The following is a 16,394-nucleotide window of genomic DNA, read 5'->3' as shown; positions in this document are numbered from 1 at the left end:
GGCTTATTCCGAATGGATTTTGACCCACTCAGGAACTAAACCCGTGAACCGCCACTCAGAGTTACTGAATGGCTGGTGAAGCCCTTCGATGCTCCTATGTTGTGTTAAGTGTTGGCAGATATCTGGACCCCGCCCTAACGGTCCGGAACTTGAACCCCGGAACTTCCCCCTCCCCATAAGAAGTCCGGGGTTTTTTTTGCCTGCGATTTATTGCTCGGCAATCTCGGAGCCTTTGTCCGCCAGTTCCATCCAGCCTGCCAGTACAGTGTAGGCGTCTTCCAGGCCCATGCGTTTTGGCGCCGAAAACAGCTGAATACTGATCGCATCGCCCCACCCTTTGCGGATGTCTGTCTGGACCTTGAGCAGGACGTTTTTCGCCGCGCCGTAGGTCAGCTTGTCGGCTTTGGTCAGCAAAATGTGCATCGGCATGCCGCTGGCCACGGCCCAGTCGAGCATCAACAGGTCGAAGTCGGTCATTGGATGACGGATGTCCATCATCAGAATCAGACCCTTCAAACTCTCGCGACCACCCAGATAAGCTTCCAGGTGACGCTGCCAGTGCAGCTTCAACGGGATAGGTACTTTCGCGTAACCGTAACCCGGGAGGTCGACCAGACGACGATCATCGTCTAGCTTGAAGAAGTTCAAAAGCTGCGTGCGACCCGGAGTTTTCGAGGTCCGCGCCAGGCTGGCGTGCGTCAAAGTGTTCAGCGCGCTGGATTTACCAGCGTTGGAACGCCCGGCGAAGGCCACTTCAAAGCCTTCGTCGTCGGGACATTGGTCGACTTTGGCAGCGCTGAGCATGAAGGTGGACTGTTGGCACAGGCCGAGGATGGGGTTCTTGAGTTGCATGGGATTTCCGATGTGGGCGGCGCCGGGAATGGACGCGGCAAGCGGTGTCGTTTCCGTTTCAGTGACGCCAGTATATAATGCCGCAGATTTTGTGTGCGCTTTGTCCCAGCGTAGGATGAAGTTCACGAGAGCGATTGACCTTGATTGCGCATTAGAACGCAGAACGCTCTCAACCCTGAAAAGGTCGTTTTATGACGAAATGGCTGCTAGCTGCCGGTGTCTTGATGCCGCTTTACAGCGCTCAGGCTACACAGGATCCGGAAGCTGTGTACAACCGTGTTTGTGGTGCCTGTCATTCCGGCCAACTACCCATGGCGCCCAAAAAGGGCGATCAGGAAGCTTGGACGCCGAGGTTGGCGAAAGGTATGGAGACGCTGGTGCAACACGTGACCCAGGGTTTCAAGGCGATGCCGCCGCGTGGTTTGTGCATGGACTGCAGTGCCGAGGATTACCGAGCCATCATCCAGTGGATGAGCGAGTGATCCCGGCCCATAACTCTTTAACCCTTAGCCGTAGTTGGATTAGCTGATGAACAAATTGATCGTGAGTCTGCTGTTGACCGTGGGGATCTCCGGCATAGCCCATGCTGCAGGTGATGCAACTGCTGGTCAGGCGAAAGCCGCAGTATGTGGCGCCTGTCATGGCCCGGATGGCAACAGCATGGCGCCTAACTTTCCGAAACTGGCAGGCCAGGGCGAGCGTTATCTGAACAAGCAGCTGCACGACATCAAGTCCGGCAAGCGTACCGTTCTGGAAATGACCGGCCTGCTCACCAACCTGAGCGATCAGGACCTGGCCGATATGTCCGCTTACTTCGCCAGCCAGAAAGGCAGTGTTGGCGCCGCCGACCCGAAAGTCGTGTCTCGCGGTGAAGCACTGTTCCGTGGTGGCGACCTGGCCAAAGGCCTGCCAGCCTGCACCGGCTGCCACTCGCCGGACGGCAAGGGTAACGCGGCTGCCGGTTTCCCGCATCTGGGCGGCCAGCATGCTCAGTATGTTGCCAAGCAATTGACCGACTTCCGCAAAGAGGAAGGCGGTCGTGCCAACGATGGCGATACCAAACCGATGCAGAGCATTGCCAAAAAGCTGAGCGACGAAGATATCGCCGCGGTGTCCAGCTACATTCAGGGCCTGCACTAAGACCGACGAATAGGGCGTCGCGCGGGGCGTACATCTCCTGCAACGTTAACGCTCTATTAATCCGTCGCAGCAAGTATAAAAAGGGTGGCTTAGGCCGCCCTTTTTTGTGGCCGCTGCCGTTACACTACAGAACTCAAGCCCGCCAGGACCTGTCTGAAAACAGGTCGCGCGAGGCGACCCAATTGTCCAGGAGTAAAGCATGCGTAATCTGATCATCAGCGCCGCACTCGTCGCTGCCAGCCTGTTCGGCATGACTGCCCAAGCTGCCGAAGCACCCGCCGCCCCTTACGTCGAACTGACCAATCCGGTTCCGGTCGCCGTGCCTGGCAAGATCGAAGTCGTGGAGCTGTTCTGGTACGGCTGCCCACATTGCTACGCTTTTGAACCGGTGATCAATCCTTGGGTTGAGAAGCTGCCTTCCGACGTGAACTTCGTACGTATTCCGGCCATGTTCGGCGGCCCATGGGACGCACACGGCCAGATGTTCCTGACCCTTGAAGCCATGGGCGTCGAGAACAAGGTTCACGCTGCGGTGTTCGAAGCGATTCAGAAAGAACACAAGAAGCTGGTCGACAAAAATGAAATGGCCGACTTCCTGGCGACTCAAGGCGTAGACAAGGACAAGTTCCTGGCGACCTTCGACTCTTTCGCTATCAAGGGCCAGATCACCAAGGCTCGCGAGCTTGCCAAGAAATATGAAATTACCGGCGTTCCAACCATGATCGTCAACGGCAAGTATCGCTTTGACGTGGGCTCTGCCGGCGGCGCCGAACAAGCTTTGCAACTGGCCGACAAACTGGTCGACAAAGAGCGAGCGGCTAACAAGGCTGCCGCCAACTAAGCGCGGCGGCTGCCATGCGCCGCTGGGGTACTGAACGCGTCGTTGGCCGGCATGATCCGCGGGTCAACGAGCATCATCTGGAATCGACGGGCTTGCCCGCAGACAGCCGTTTGCGTTTGCTCAGTTTCAATATCCAGGTCGGCATCAGTACCGAGCGCTATCGGCACTACCTGACCCGAGGCTGGCAGCATCTGTTGCCGCACACCGGGCGTGCCGACAACCTGCAAAAGATCGGCAATCTGTTGGGCGACTTCGATCTGGTCGCCTTGCAGGAAGCCGATGGCGGAAGCCTGCGATCAGGCTACGTCAATCAGGTTGAGCACTTGGCGCAGCTCGGCGCCTTCCCCTACTGGTATCAACAACTCAATCGCAACCTCGGTCGTCTCGGCCAGCACAGCAATGGCGTGCTCAGCCGCCTGCGCCCGTGGGCGATTGAAGATCATCCGCTGCCGGGGCCCAAGGGTCGCGGGGCGATTCTGGTGCGCTTCGGCGAGGGTCCAGAGGCGCTGGTAGTGGTGATGATGCATCTAGCTTTGGGCGCTCGGGCCCGCACCATGCAACTGGCTTACATCCGCGAGTTGATTGGCGGTTACAAACACCAGGTGCTGATGGGCGACATGAATACCCACGCCAGTGACTTGCTGCAAACCTCCCCGTTGCGTGACCTCGGCCTGCTCGCGCCGCAAATGGAAGCGACCTTTCCAAGCTGGCGCCCGCAGCGCTGCCTGGACCATATTCTGCTCAGCCCCACCCTGACCCTTGAAAAGGTCGAGGTGCTGGCACAACCGATTTCAGATCACCTGCCCGTCGCGGTAGAGATTCGTCTGCCGGGTTCGCTCACGGCCGATGCATTCCCCGCGTTGATTCCTGCCCCTTCGCGGATCCCATGAATGAGCGACGAAACACAGCGCTGGAAAGAGAAATACCTTAAAAGCATCGAACAACAGGAAAAGCTCGAACGCCGATGGGATGCCCGTCTCGACTTGCTGCGTCGTGGGTTGGTGCGCAGTACGCTGGCCGCAGAAGGCACCGATCGCGCCGTTGACCAGTGCATGAAGGAAATGCGCGAAGTCGTGCGCACCGATGACATGGACGCCGGCCTGGCCGCCCTGCTTCCGCGCCTGGAAAAAGCCGTACTCGATTCCGAGCAGCGCCGGGAAACCCGGATCAATCAGACCAGCGCCGCACTGACAGCACTGGTGACTCAGCTACAAACACTGCCGCTGCCTCGCGAAGTCAGCCGACCGCTCAAGAACTTTGCCAAACAACTGGATGGCCGAGTCAGTCAGGCGCGCGAGATTCCGCTGCTACTCAGCGAACTCAGTGGCCTGCAAGGCAAAGCCTTGCGTCAACTGGACACCCCGCCAGAGCCTGATCGTCCTGGTTTTCTGCAGCGACTGTTCGGTAACCGGGAAACGGATGAGGCCGCGCCGCAGATCGCCGCTCCTGCGGTGCAAACGGCGACTGTCGAACCCGTTGCCGCGCCGCTGGCCGCAACCCCGAATGAAACGGTCGATCTCGCCTCTGTGGTCGAGCAGCCGTCAGTCGTACCGCCAACGGTACTCGACGCCCAACCCGCCGCAGCCATTCCTGAAACCCTGGAGACGCAGGCACCAGCCGCAGAGGCACCCACTCCTGAAGTGGTGGCCTTTGTCCCGCCTGTACTTCAGCCAAAAACTGCATCTGCGCAAACTGTAGAGCCACACGTACAGCCGAACATTGAACAACTGCAGGAGCCAGCGCTTCCGGACATCGTGCCAGCCGAGCCAATTCAACAGGCAATCAACCCTGATGAACTGACCCCGGCATTGGCGACCATCGATGCAGAGCACTTCGAGCCAGAGCATATTCTCTACGCCCTGCCCGACTCGCCCGAGCCGTCCTACAGTTCGGTTGCCAAGCACATCGAAGACACGCTCCTGGGCCTGCTCGACGACCTGACGCTGCCCGAACGCCATCGACCGCAAGCAGAAGCAATGCGTGATCGCCTGCAAAACGGTCTGAACTGGTATGAATTAATCCCGATCCTCGACGATCTGGCGACTTTGATGCTGGCGATCACCGACAGCGGTCAGCATGAATTCGAAGCTTATCTGCAGCAACTCAACGAACGCCTCGAGTCGTTCCAGAGCAACTTGCAGGCGGCCAGCGACGGCCATGCCGACAACCGATCTGCTGCGCGCGAGATGGATACACAGATCCGCGAGCAAGTTGATGGCCTGCAGAGCAGCATGCAGGAAGCGGCGGACCTGGACGACCTCAAGCACGTCCTGGAAAACCATCTCGAAGGCCTGCTCGGCACCATGGATCAACACCAGAAGCAGCGCGACGAACGTGAGCAGGAAGTCGCGGCACGCTTGCATAGCTTGGCCGAACGTGTGGCGCACATGGAACAGGAAGCGCTGGGCTACCGTGAGCACCTTGAAGAACAGCGCCAGAAAGCCCTGATCGATCCACTCACCAGCCTGCCCAATCGAGCAGCCTGGAGTGAACGACTGGAACACGAAGTCCACCAATGGCAGCAACACGGCGACACCCTGTTGCTGGCGATGCTCGATCTCGACCATTTCAAACGCATCAACGATAACTACGGCCACCTGGCAGGCGACAAGGTGCTGAAAATCATCGCCAGCGTGCTGCGCAAACGCCTGCGGGGGACGGATTTCATTGCGCGGTTTGGCGGTGAGGAATTTGTCCTGTTAATGCCCGCTACGCCATTGGCTGCCGGAGCGAAACTGCTGGAATCCTTGCGCGCATCAATCGAAGCCTGCCCTTTTCACTTCAAGGGCGAGCGGGTGACGATCACCATTTCCATGGGTGTGACTGCGTTTAAAGCCGGCGAACACAGCGATCTGGTACTGAAAAGAGCCGATCAGGCGCTATACCGTGCAAAAAACGCCGGTCGCAATCGACTGGAGGCAGGCTGACAGCCAATTGTTCCATTTTATTTAAAACAGCGCTTTTGCCCTCGGCTCGCAAGGCAGTACGTTACACTGTTGCATTACTGTCTTGCGTGTATTCCTTCTAGCCATGAAATGTCTTGCCCTTATCGTGTCGCTGCTTCTGCTGGCAGGCTGTGCCAGCGGTCCCCGGATCGACACCAGCCACCCTTCAGCCAATCACGACAGTCGTATTCAGTTCGTGGTGGTGCATTACACCTCCGCCTCGCTCGAAAGCTCGCTGCAATTGCTGACCCACGGCGAAGTCAGCAGCCACTACCTGATCGGTGACGACAAGGGCGCCACCATCTATAAGCTGATGGGTGAAAATCTTCGCGCCTGGCATGCAGGCGAAAGCGAATGGCAAGGCCGGACGTGGCTGAATTCGAGCTCCATCGGCATCGAGATCGTCAATCCTGGCTTCAAAGACACGCCGACCGGCCGACTCTGGTACCCCTACAGTGAAGATCAGGTTCAGTCGTTGATCTTTCTACTTAAGGACATCAGCAAGCGTTACAACATCAATCCTCACTCCATCATCGGCCATAGCGACATCGCGCCGCTGCGCAAGCTCGATCCCGGCCCGCTGTTCCCCTGGAAGCGCCTGGCCGCCGAAGGCCTCGGCGTCTGGCCAAACGAGCAGGCCGTCGTACGCCAACAAGCCCGGTTCGTAACAGAACTGCCGAGCATCAGTTGGTATCAGGGACAGCTGGCTCGCCTGGGTTATGCCACACCACAAACGGGCGAGCTAGATGTGGCCACGCGTCACGTACTGGCGGCCTTCCAGATGCATTTTCGCCCCTCCCGATTCGACGGCACACCGGACGCTCAGACTGCGGCGCTCCTGCAAGTCTTGAATCAGACAAAATAATGACGCCCGCCCGACGGTAAGGGCTTTTTCTCAATCAGCAGCTATAACTCATTGGTAATTCTTCGGATATCCATAATGGCTGTAGCTCGAGAGACGCTCCGTAGCTGGTTTTATCGCCCCTGGTTTTTGGCGATGCTGGCTGCTGCCTTGAGCGCAACGCTATTGATGGCTGCCAGCCTGTTTTTAGCGATGAATCAAGTCGAGCAGAGGGAAAGTCAGGAAATGAACGCCCAGGGCGAGCGCTTCCTCGCCCGGCTGGAGCAGCTGTTCGGGCAGCTACGCGAAAGCCTCGACGATCTGGAAGCCCAGCCGCTGCGAGGCTGCGATGATGAAATGATCGCGACCTTGCAACAGGTCAGCTTCAACTACCGATTCGTTTATGAAGCCACTTACATGGATGCATCGCGGATCTGTTCAAATCGCCCTCGCCAGGGAGGGCTGTCGATGATTCGCCCCCCGGACATCAAGGGCCCCACCTACAGTTTCTGGCTGAACACTACCACCGAACCCGATGAAAACCGTGCGGCGCTGATGCTGGGACGCGGCAATTTTCGGGTCGCAACCTCTCGCGGCCATTTGACCGACATGGTCGATCTGTCGCCGGAAAGCAGCCTGCTGGTGGTACTCGATAATGGCACCCGCGCGATTCCTGTGCTGGGTGTCCCACAGGCCTGGCCACCCAAAGAGTCCTTGCCCCTGACAAGCCGCGACGCCTTGCAAGTGACACAAACCCGCTTGATTTACCGTATGCCCACCAACAATCCCGAATACCAATTAGTGCTGATCACCCCGCGCACGGGCATGCATGTGCCAGGAGTGTGGTGGTGGCTGCTGCCGGCCAGTCTGGCGCTGGGTGTTTTAGTCGGTTTCATGGTGTTTCTGCTGGTGCGCCAGCGTCAGTCACTGGACGCCGAACTGAACGGCGCCATACGGCGAGGCGAATTACAGGTGCTGTATCAACCGATCTTCGATCTCGACAGCCGCAACTGTGTCGGGGCCGAAGCCTTGCTGCGCTGGCGAAGGCCGGACGGCACGCTGACCAGCCCCGACCTGTTCATTCCGATGGCCGAGAACACCGGCCAGATCCGCCAGATGACCGACTTCGTATTACAGCGACTTCTCGAACAACTAGGGCAACTGCTACGCGCCAATCCGCAGTTGTACATCTCCGTCAACCTTGCAGCTTGCGACGTCATGGTGCCGCGTATCGGCCAGGTGATGGCACGCCTGCTGACCTTGCACCGGGTCGCGGCGAAGCAGATTGCCTTTGAGGTGACTGAGCGTGGCTTGATCGATGTGGTGGTGGCCAGGGAAAACCTGCAAGCCTTGCGCGATGTCGGGCATCAGGTGTTGATCGATGATTTCGGCACGGGCTATTGCAGCCTCGCCTACCTGCAAACCCTGCCGGTGGACTGCCTGAAAATCGACAAGGCGTTCATTGATGCGCTGGGCCATGACGCCGCCAGCAGCGGCGTGGCACCACACATCATTCACATGGCCCAGGCCCTGCAACTCAGGGTGATTGCCGAGGGCATCGAACATGAAGCCCAAGCGGCATTTCTGAGCAGCGAAGGAGTGAAGTACGGTCAGGGCTGGCTGTTTGCTCATGCACTGAGCGCCGTGCAGTTCATCGAACTGATTACCCGTGGTCGCCGACTGAGCAATCGACGCCTGGATGATGAAGCCTGAGGAGACTGCCGGGGTTAAACCGCCAGCGCCATGTAGAACTGCGTACCCTGCCCCGGCCGCGAATAAACGCCCATCCGCCCGCCATGCAACTGCACGATTTCCTTGCACAACGCCAAACCAAGCCCGGCACCGCCCTTCTTGCGACCAACCTGAACAAAGGGTTCGAAGATCCTCCCCTGTTGACCATAGGCAATGCCTTCGCCGTTGTCTTCGACGCTGATAATCACCCGCTCCCCATGGCGTCGCGCCTGCAGACGTATCAGTCCATCCTGGGCGGTATGGCGCAAAGCGTTATCGATCAAGTTATCGAGCACCCGGTCCAATTGCGCTTGGTCAGCCTGCAATCTGGGTAACGGGCCCTGCACTTCCACCCGCATCTCGATGCCCTTCTGCGCCGCAGCCCCGGCAAAACGCGCCTGAGCCTCACCCAGTAGATCTTCGATTGAACACGGCGCCAGCGTGAGCTTCTGCAATCCGTTCTGGTAGCGAGAGAAATTCAGCAGGTCGTTGATCAACTGCATCAAGCGCTGCATTTCTTCGTTCACGGTGTCCAGCAAGTCGGCTTCGCGGGAGTCCTCAGGAAATTTCGCCCGCTCGCGAAACAGGCCGAAGGCCATGTGCATCCCCGTCACCGGTGTGCGCAACTCATGGGAGGCGCGCAAGACAAACTCGCTGCGCACCCTCTCGAAGGCACGCTGTTCGGTGACGTCATGCAACACCATCACGGCGCCGAGGATATGGCCCTGTGTGTGGCTGACCGGGGTCAGGCTGTAAGTCAGTAACCTCGATTCACCATCGACCTCAACGCTCAGGTCTTCCGGCGCCCGCTCCAGGGTCCCGCCGCGCAGTACCAGTTGCAGTTGCTCATCGAGTTCGGGACGATCGAGCGCTGTGCCCAGCCCTTGGCCGAGACGATCGGAGTCCCAACCCAACTGCCGCTGGGCCACTGGATTGAGGTGCTCCAAATGGCCTTCGCGGTCGATCATCAACAACCCATCGTCGATGCTGTCGAGTACCGCCTGCAAACGTTGCTGACCGGCGAGCAGCTCGTCGATATTCATCGCCTGGTGCTCACGCAGCGCCTGCGCCATGATGCCGAAGCGCTTGGTCAGTTGGTTCATTTCCTCGGCGGAGGAAACCGGCAGGGTCACTTCGAAATTGCCCTGGCCGATGTTGTCGGCGGCCTGGACCAACGCTTCGATCGGAGCGCCAAACCGCCGGGCGATCGCGTGAGCAGTCACGAAACCGATGATCAGCACCGCCAACCCCACCAACCCGAGCAGACCGGCAATCAACAACGCGCGTTCACGGGCCTTACGCTCGGTATCGTTGATGTTATCCAGTGCGCGCTTTTGTTCAGTGACCAGACCGTTGCGCAAAATATTGAATTTTTCCGTCAGCGCCTCATTGCCGCTCAACGCAGGCGTCGGCGCTTGTGTCTGATCGTAGACCTGAAGAAAGTCGAGGTAGTCAGCCTTCGACTGTATGAAACCGTAGCTGCCGTTGCCGGATTGCTGAAGGGTGATGCCTTCTTCGAGCAACTCGAGGTAGTGCTTCCTGGCAGCCTCGAATGCCGCGGGATCAGGCTTGTCGTTGATCATGATCATGAGCTGATCGCCCAGGGTCTGACGCAATTTCAACCCCAGGTCCAGCGTGACGAAGTTGTTACGAACCTGGACTTCCTGGGTGCCGGCCATCTGCATCACGCTGACCAGCCCGAGCAAGAGCCCGAGCAGCGCCACGGTGATCAGCGCCGAAATACTCAGGAACAGCCGAGTCCGCAGCTTCATCGCCAGTTTCATCGCAGGCTCACAAGTTGTACTGCTTGCGTTTGCGGTAGAGGGTCGAGGCATCGATGCCGAGAGTCTTGGCCGCCTGGTCCAGCGTGTCGGCGGTGGCGAGGACGGCACCGATGTGGGCTTTCTCCAACTCATCCAGACTCAACGCCGCACCAATACGCGGCGCGTTGTTGGTCGGAGTCTCGGCCATGCCCAAGTGGCTGATCTCGACCCGTTCCTGGGGACAGATAATGCTCGCCCGCTCCACCACGTTACGCAGTTCGCGAATGTTGCCGGGCCAGCGGTAACCCAGCAACGCTTCACGGGCCTCATCGCTAAAGCCACGGGCAGGGCGCGCGTACTCCTTGACGAAGCGAGCGAGGAAACGGTCGGCCAGGTTCAGGATGTCTTCCCGGCGTTCGCGCAGTGGCGGCAAGTGCAGAGTGATGACGTTCAAGCGATAGAGCAGGTCTTCTCGGAAACGACCGTCGCGCACCATGTCTTCGAGGTTCAGGTTAGTCGCCGCGAGAATTCGCACATCGGCGCGCCGGGTCACTGGATCGCCCACACGCTCGTATTCCTTGTCCTGGATGAAACGCAGCAACTTGGGTTGCAACGTCAGAGGAAAATCGCCGATCTCGTCAAGAAACAACGTGCCGCCATCGGCCTGATTGACTCGCCCCAAGGTACTTTCGCTGGCACCGGTGAACGCGCCTCGGCTGTGGCCGAAGAGTTCACTTTCCATCAATTCCGCCGTCAGCGACGGGCAGTTGATGGTGACGCACGATTTCTTCTGGCGCTTGCTCCAGCCGTGAATGGCTTGTGACAGTTCACCTTTACCGGTGCCGGACTCGCCAAGGATCAGAATGTTGGCGTCGGTGCTGGCGACCTGGCGTGCGGTTTCGAGTACCACTTTCATGGCCGGGCTATGGGAATCCAGACCGTCCTTGGGTTTACGCACTTCGCCTTCAAGTGCTTCCAGGCGGGCCGAGAGCTGCCGCACTTCCAGCTGCTTGGCGGTGGCCAGTCGCAACTGGTCGGGGCTGCAAGGTTTGACGAGGTAGTCGGCAGCACCGGCCTGAATCGCATCCACGGCGGTGTCCACGGCCGAGTGAGCGGTGACGATCACCACCCGCATCCATGGCGCCTGGATGCGCATCTGAGCCAGAACATCCAGACCATTGTCTTCACCCAGACGCAGATCGAGGAAACACAGATCGAACACCTGCCGTTGCAGCAAAGCATCGGCCTGCGCCGCGCTGTTCGCGGTGGCCACGCTATAGCCTTCATCTTCGAGGCAATAGCGGAAGGTTCGCAGAATAGCGGATTCGTCATCCACCAGCAGAATGCGGCCTTGATGCTCAGTGGCTGATTCCATGTTCCTGCGCTCCTTTAATGAATGATCTTGGTTAGTCCCGGAAAAATCGGGCAAGTTGCATGGTTGATTCTGATCCTTTCCAGCCATGGCAGGGTAGCTGTCTACTCATCCATTAGCTAATGGGCTGATTTCTTTGGTTTTTTACCAGAAGAATAGTTTTACGGCGACTTCCCACGTCCTTTTCTGACACCTACGCCCTCCTCTCAATTCAAAAATAATCAAAGTCCCCGGGAATTGATCGTGCAATACGCACGACCTTGCGCGGTCCATCGTGCAGGATGCGTCCGCCGTGATTTCTGAGCTAAAACTAACTTATTGATTTATAACAGTTTTTTTCTATTGAAAAGCTGGCATGCAGGCTGCAATAGTCTGGGTAATCAGGGCCATTTTGAATCGACGCCCACTAACAGGATCACCACCAGAGTGGGAGGAGTTTCAGGATGAATCGCCAACGTGTCGCCCCATTGCGCATCTCGCCTTTGCATATTCAACAAGGACTGTTTGGCATTCTGGCGCTGTTGATCACGCTGATCGCCGGCCAGCGGTTCCTTCTGTGGGAACAGAGCCAGCAACCCGAGGCGCCGCACGTATCGATTCAACGCGCAACCCAGACCCACTTCAGCGCCGTCAGCAGCCACCAGGCTGATCTCGCCCCGATGCGAATGATGGACGTCGACCAGGCTCAGCCAGTGGATGAAATGCCTCGTCAGGAACGTTGGGTGTTCTGAGCAAACGAACTTGGCGCGCTCGATGCGCCGGGAAAAGCACCACAAGCTACATCTCTAATATAGAAGCGTAAGGAGAATCACCATGTTGAGCTGGGCAATCACATTCTTGATCATTGCCATCATCGCCGCAGTGCTGGGCTTCGGTGGTATCGCGGGCACCGCCACGGGTATCGCCAAGATTCTCTTTGTCGTGTTCCTGGTGATGTTCATTGCTTCGTTCTTCTTTGGCCGTCGCGGTCGAGGCTGAATATGAGCGTTTTGTTAAAGACTCTGGCAGCCGCCCTGTTTCTGGGCGGCAGTGCCATGGCGATGGCGGCCAATGATGGCCAGACGCGGGCCAGCGAATTGCTGAATTCGGACCCGCAGTACCGTGAAACCTGGACTAAAGTCGTTAAAAAGGAAGAGCGACTGCCGGAATGGGTGATGAACCTGTCCGGCGATGCCGAGCAAATGAATGCTGTTGAAGAGGATGGCGACAAGTACTTGGTCGGGCCGCTTTGCGAAACGCAACCGACGTGCCTGAACAAGCGCCTGATCGTGGCCTTCAGCTTCGACAAAAAGGATGCCTATGCGATGCTGGTCGAGGTGCCTGCAGGACTGCCGGCCGACAAGTCGCCAACGCGACATGCCGATTACCGCTTCCTCGGCAAGCCTGATCAGGGCATGCAGGACCTGTTGATGGAGCAACTCAAGAAAGATCCGAACTGGTACTGAGTTTGTAACACGAGAGGAGCAGCATGCTCCTTTCCAGTGCGCCACCCGAGGAAGGCAGGCGCATGACCAAGGGGTCGGGACGTTCTGCCTGTTTCAGGGGCGGAGTGACCTACGGGCACATGGAGTGTCTGCGCAAGGGCCAGGTCAGGTATAAAGCTGCGACGCAGGTTCGCCAGCCCCGAGGGGCTCGACGGACTTGCGGAGAGCTTCAACGTGCAAAACGTTGATCTAGAGCACTGCGCTCATTCCCCTCTGTGTTGCATATTCCCCGCAAAACCGTTTCGCGGTGTTTCTTTACGACCGTATATCGAGAAACCTTCGACATTCGGCGTATGAGTTTTCGCTGCCAAACGTAGGCTTTTTCGTAAATTTCGCCATGAATTCAACTGTTTAAAAAACAACCAACCTCCTCTGAAATGGCCGGTTCACGGCACTTATGCCTGCCGAAATGTCGTATTCGAACCGGTTGGGACGCGAGTTTCAATTAAAAAAGCTCATGCCGATTCGGCATAGGGTAGGCGTTTACGGCATTAGACGTTGCTTCCTTGCATCGGAATAGTTGCGCCTTTTTTCGCCTGCCAGAGAGCCGTAATAAAGCGCTCCGGGGCACCTTATACGGGGGCAGATGCACAGACTTTTTCGCCACGAGCGTTCCAGTTCTTGCATTCGCCTGAGTCAAACGCAAGTAAGGGTAAAGATATGAAGAAGGCAAAGCTCAGCCTCGCCTGGCAGATCCTCATCGGTCTGGTTCTGGGGATAGCAATCGGTGCACTGCTCAACCATTTCAGTGCCGAAAAAGCCTGGTGGATCAGCAACGTCCTGCAACCGGCAGGCGATATCTTTATCCGTCTGATCAAGATGATCGTGATTCCGATCGTCATCTCCTCGCTGATCGTCGGCATCGCGGGCGTAGGCGATGCGAAGAAACTCGGGCGTATCGGCCTCAAGACCATCATTTACTTCGAGATCGTCACCACCATCGCCATCGTGGTCGGTCTGGTGCTGGCCAACGTGTTCCATCCGGGCACCGGCATCGACATGAGCACCTTGGGTACCGTGGATATTTCCAAGTACCAGGCGACGGCTGCCGAGGTTCAGCATGAACACGCGTTCATCGAAACCATCCTCAACCTGATCCCGTCGAACATCTTCGCGGCCATGGCCCGCGGCGAGATGCTGCCGATCATCTTCTTCTCCGTGTTGTTCGGTCTCGGCTTGTCGAGCCTGCAATCGGACCTGCGCGATCCGCTGGTGAAGATGTTCCAGGGCGTGTCGGAAAGCATGTTCAAAGTCACCCACATGATCATGAACTACGCCCCGATCGGCGTTTTCGCACTGATCGCAGTGACTGTGGCCAACTTTGGTTTCGCGTCCCTGGTACCGCTGGCCAAACTGGTGATCCTGGTTTACGTCGCCATCGCCTTCTTCGCCTTCGTGGTGCTGGGCCTGATCGCCAGGCTGTTCGGCTTCTCGGTGATCAAGCTGATGCGCATCTTCAAGGATGAGCTGGTGCTGGCTTACTCCACCGCCAGCTCCGAAACCGTGCTGCCGCGCGTGATCGAGAAGATGGAAGCCTACGGCGCGCCGAAAGCCATTTGCAGTTTCGTGGTGCCGACCGGTTACTCATTCAACCTCGACGGTTCGACCCTGTACCAGAGCATCGCGGCGATCTTCATTGCCCAGCTCTACGGCATCGACCTGTCGATCAGCCAGCAATTGCTGCTGGTGCTGACCCTGATGGTGACGTCCAAAGGCATCGCCGGCGTACCGGGCGTGTCCTTCGTGGTGTTGCTGGCCACTCTCGGCAGCGTGGGTATTCCGCTCGAAGGCCTGGCGTTCATCGCCGGTGTCGACCGCATCATGGACATGGCGCGTACCGCGTTGAACGTGATCGGCAATGCCTTGGCCGTGCTGGTCATCTCCCGTTGGGAAGGCATGTACGACGATGCCAAGGGCCAGCGTTACTGGAACTCGTTGCCGCACTGGCGCAGCAAGGAAAAACTGCCGGCTGGCGAGATTTCCAGCAACTGACGCAGGTCCCTGTAGGAGCGAGGCTTGCCCGCGAAGAACGATAACGCGGTTGATTAGATACACGCAGTGTCCCGTTCGCGGACAAGCCTCGCTCCTACAGATAGATAGCGTTAATACAAACCCCGGAGAAATCCGGGGTTTGTCGTTTCTGGCTACCCCGCTATCATTCGCGGCATTCTTCGGGGGATTTAACTGATGCTCAATGGCCTGTGGCTTGGCTTCTTCATCGTGGCGGCCGTTTCGGCGCTGGCGCAATGGCTGATCGGCGGTAATGCCGGAATCTTCGCGGCGATGGTGGAAAGCATTTTCGCCATGGCCAAGTTATCGGTCGAGGTCATGGTCCTGCTGTTCGGTACCCTGACCCTCTGGCTGGGCTTTCTGCGAATCGCCGAGAAGGCCGGGATCGTCGAATGGCTGGCCAGGGCGCTGGGCCCCTTGTTCCTGCGCCTGATGCCGGAAGTGCCGGCCGGTCACCCGGCCATCGGCCTGATCACGCTGAACTTTGCCGCCAATGGCCTGGGCCTGGACAATGCCGCCACGCCGATCGGCCTTAAAGCCATGAAGTCGCTGCAAGAGCTCAACCCCAGCGACACTATCGCCAGCAACGCGCAGATCCTGTTCCTGGTGCTCAACGCCTCCTCCCTGACCCTGCTGCCGGTGACGATCTTCATGTACCGCGCCCAGCAAGGTGCGCCCGATCCGACGCTGGTGTTTCTGCCCATCCTGCTGGCAACAAGCTGCTCGACACTGGTCGGCCTGCTGTCGGTGGCGTTCATGCAGCGTCTGCGGCTGTGGGACCCGGTGGTGCTCGCGTATCTGATTCCCGGTGCCCTGGCTCTCGGTGGCTTCATGGCGCTGCTGGCGACGCTCTCGGCGACCGCTCTGGCCGGGTTGTCATCGATCCTCGGCAACCTGACGCTGTTCGGGTTGATCATGCTGTTTCTGGTGATCGGGGCATTGCGCAAAGTGAAGGTCTACGAAGCGTTCGTCGAAGGTGCCAAGGAAGGCTTCGACGTGGCCAAGAACCTGCTGCCGTATCTGGTGGCGATGCTTTGTGCCGTCGGCGTATTGCGGGCGTCCGGGGCGCTGGATTTTGGTCTCGACGGGATTCGGCATCTGGTGGAATGGGCCGGTTGGGACACGCGCTTCGTCGATGCTTTGCCGACAGCGATGGTCAAACCATTCTCCGGCAGCGCCGCGCGGGCGATGTTGATCGAGACCATGAAGACCTCCGGGGTGGACAGCTTCCCGGCGCTGGTGGCGGCGACGATTCAGGGCAGTACTGAAACGACGTTCTATGTACTGGCGGTGTACTTCGGTGCGGTGGGCATTCAGCGGGCACGGCATGCGGTGGGGTGTGCGTTGCTGGCGGAGCTTGCCGGCGTTCTAGGCGCCATCGGCGTCTGCTACTGGTTCTTCGGTTAACCACAAAA

At 58.3% G+C, this 16,394-nt stretch carries 15 protein-coding genes; 12 read left to right on the top strand and 3 right to left on the bottom strand.

Annotated features, from left to right (window positions below; translation table 11 throughout):
* Window positions 1–207: 207 nt before the first annotated feature.
* Window positions 208–852: a ribosome biogenesis GTP-binding protein YihA/YsxC gene (gene yihA / locus EYC95_RS03345; protein ID WP_046055303.1), complete on the bottom strand. Its 645-nt coding sequence runs from the start codon at window positions 850–852 to the stop codon at window positions 208–210.
* Window positions 853–1,043: 191 nt separating this feature from the next.
* On the opposite strand from yihA, the gene EYC95_RS03340 reads away from it, so the two are divergent.
* From EYC95_RS03340 to EYC95_RS03305, 7 genes are all read left to right on the top strand, one after another.
* Window positions 1,044–1,334 (top strand): cytochrome c5 family protein, encoded by a 291-nt coding sequence (locus EYC95_RS03340; protein ID WP_128874650.1) that lies wholly within the window; start codon window positions 1,044–1,046, stop codon window positions 1,332–1,334.
* Between the two features lie 46 nt (window positions 1,335–1,380).
* Entirely contained in the window at window positions 1,381–1,992 is a 612-nt protein-coding gene (locus EYC95_RS03335) for a cytochrome c4 (protein WP_131059093.1), read from the top strand.
* A 199-nt stretch (window positions 1,993–2,191) separates the two neighbouring features.
* Complete coding sequence (locus EYC95_RS03325; RefSeq protein ID WP_131059092.1) at window positions 2,192–2,833, top strand: thiol:disulfide interchange protein DsbA/DsbL; 642 nt, start codon at window positions 2,192–2,194, stop codon at window positions 2,831–2,833.
* 14 nt (window positions 2,834–2,847) lie between these two features.
* Window positions 2,848–3,723 carry an endonuclease/exonuclease/phosphatase family protein gene (locus EYC95_RS03320; protein WP_131059091.1) on the top strand — a complete coding sequence of 292 codons (876 nt, stop codon included), beginning with the start codon at window positions 2,848–2,850 and terminating at the stop codon, window positions 3,721–3,723.
* Window positions 3,724–5,760, top strand: a complete 2,037-nt coding sequence (locus tag EYC95_RS03315) for a GGDEF domain-containing protein (protein ID WP_131059090.1) — start codon at window positions 3,724–3,726, stop codon at window positions 5,758–5,760. It begins immediately after the preceding gene.
* 103 nt (window positions 5,761–5,863) lie between these two features.
* Window positions 5,864–6,643: an N-acetylmuramoyl-L-alanine amidase gene (locus EYC95_RS03310; RefSeq protein ID WP_131059089.1), complete on the top strand. Its 780-nt coding sequence runs from the start codon at window positions 5,864–5,866 to the stop codon at window positions 6,641–6,643.
* Between the two features lie 75 nt (window positions 6,644–6,718).
* Window positions 6,719–8,332: an EAL domain-containing protein gene (locus EYC95_RS03305; RefSeq protein WP_131059088.1), complete on the top strand. Its 1,614-nt coding sequence runs from the start codon at window positions 6,719–6,721 to the stop codon at window positions 8,330–8,332.
* 14 nt (window positions 8,333–8,346) lie between these two features.
* On the opposite strand, the gene EYC95_RS03300 is transcribed toward EYC95_RS03305, so the two are convergent.
* Together EYC95_RS03300 and algB are read right to left on the bottom strand one after the other, a co-directional pair.
* Window positions 8,347–10,134, bottom strand: coding sequence for an ATP-binding protein (locus tag EYC95_RS03300; RefSeq protein WP_131059087.1), 1,788 nt, complete (start codon window positions 10,132–10,134; stop codon window positions 8,347–8,349).
* Window positions 10,135–10,141: 7 nt separating this feature from the next.
* Entirely contained in the window at window positions 10,142–11,488 is a 1,347-nt protein-coding gene (gene algB / locus EYC95_RS03295; protein ID WP_010465602.1) for a sigma-54-dependent response regulator transcription factor AlgB, read from the bottom strand.
* A 440-nt stretch (window positions 11,489–11,928) separates the two neighbouring features.
* On the opposite strand from algB, the gene EYC95_RS03290 reads away from it, so the two are divergent.
* The 5 genes from EYC95_RS03290 to EYC95_RS03265 all read left to right on the top strand — a co-directional run bounded on the left by EYC95_RS03290 (window position 11,929) and on the right by EYC95_RS03265 (window position 16,386).
* Window positions 11,929–12,216, top strand: coding sequence for a hypothetical protein (locus EYC95_RS03290; protein WP_131059086.1), 288 nt, complete (start codon window positions 11,929–11,931; stop codon window positions 12,214–12,216).
* An 82-nt stretch (window positions 12,217–12,298) separates the two neighbouring features.
* On the top strand, window positions 12,299–12,463 hold the full coding sequence (locus tag EYC95_RS03285) for a DUF1328 domain-containing protein (protein WP_003177151.1): 165 nt from the start codon (window positions 12,299–12,301) through the stop codon (window positions 12,461–12,463).
* A 2-nt stretch (window positions 12,464–12,465) separates the two neighbouring features.
* Window positions 12,466–12,930: an inhibitor of vertebrate lysozyme family protein gene (locus EYC95_RS03280; protein ID WP_131059085.1), complete on the top strand. Its 465-nt coding sequence runs from the start codon at window positions 12,466–12,468 to the stop codon at window positions 12,928–12,930.
* A gap of 699 nt (window positions 12,931–13,629) precedes the next feature.
* Window positions 13,630–14,961 (top strand): glutamate/aspartate:proton symporter GltP, encoded by a 1,332-nt coding sequence (gene gltP / locus EYC95_RS03270; RefSeq protein WP_131059084.1) that lies wholly within the window; start codon window positions 13,630–13,632, stop codon window positions 14,959–14,961.
* Between the two features lie 195 nt (window positions 14,962–15,156).
* Window positions 15,157–16,386 carry a nucleoside recognition domain-containing protein gene (locus EYC95_RS03265; RefSeq protein WP_131059083.1) on the top strand — a complete coding sequence of 410 codons (1,230 nt, stop codon included), beginning with the start codon at window positions 15,157–15,159 and terminating at the stop codon, window positions 16,384–16,386.
* Window positions 16,387–16,394 lie beyond the last annotated feature (8 nt).

It is taken from the genome of Pseudomonas sp. BGI-2 (genome assembly GCF_004310295.1).
GTDB lineage: Bacteria > Pseudomonadota > Gammaproteobacteria > Pseudomonadales > Pseudomonadaceae > Aquipseudomonas.
The sequence above is the reverse complement of the archived record's forward strand: the minus strand, read 5'-3'. Positions and strand labels throughout refer to the sequence as shown.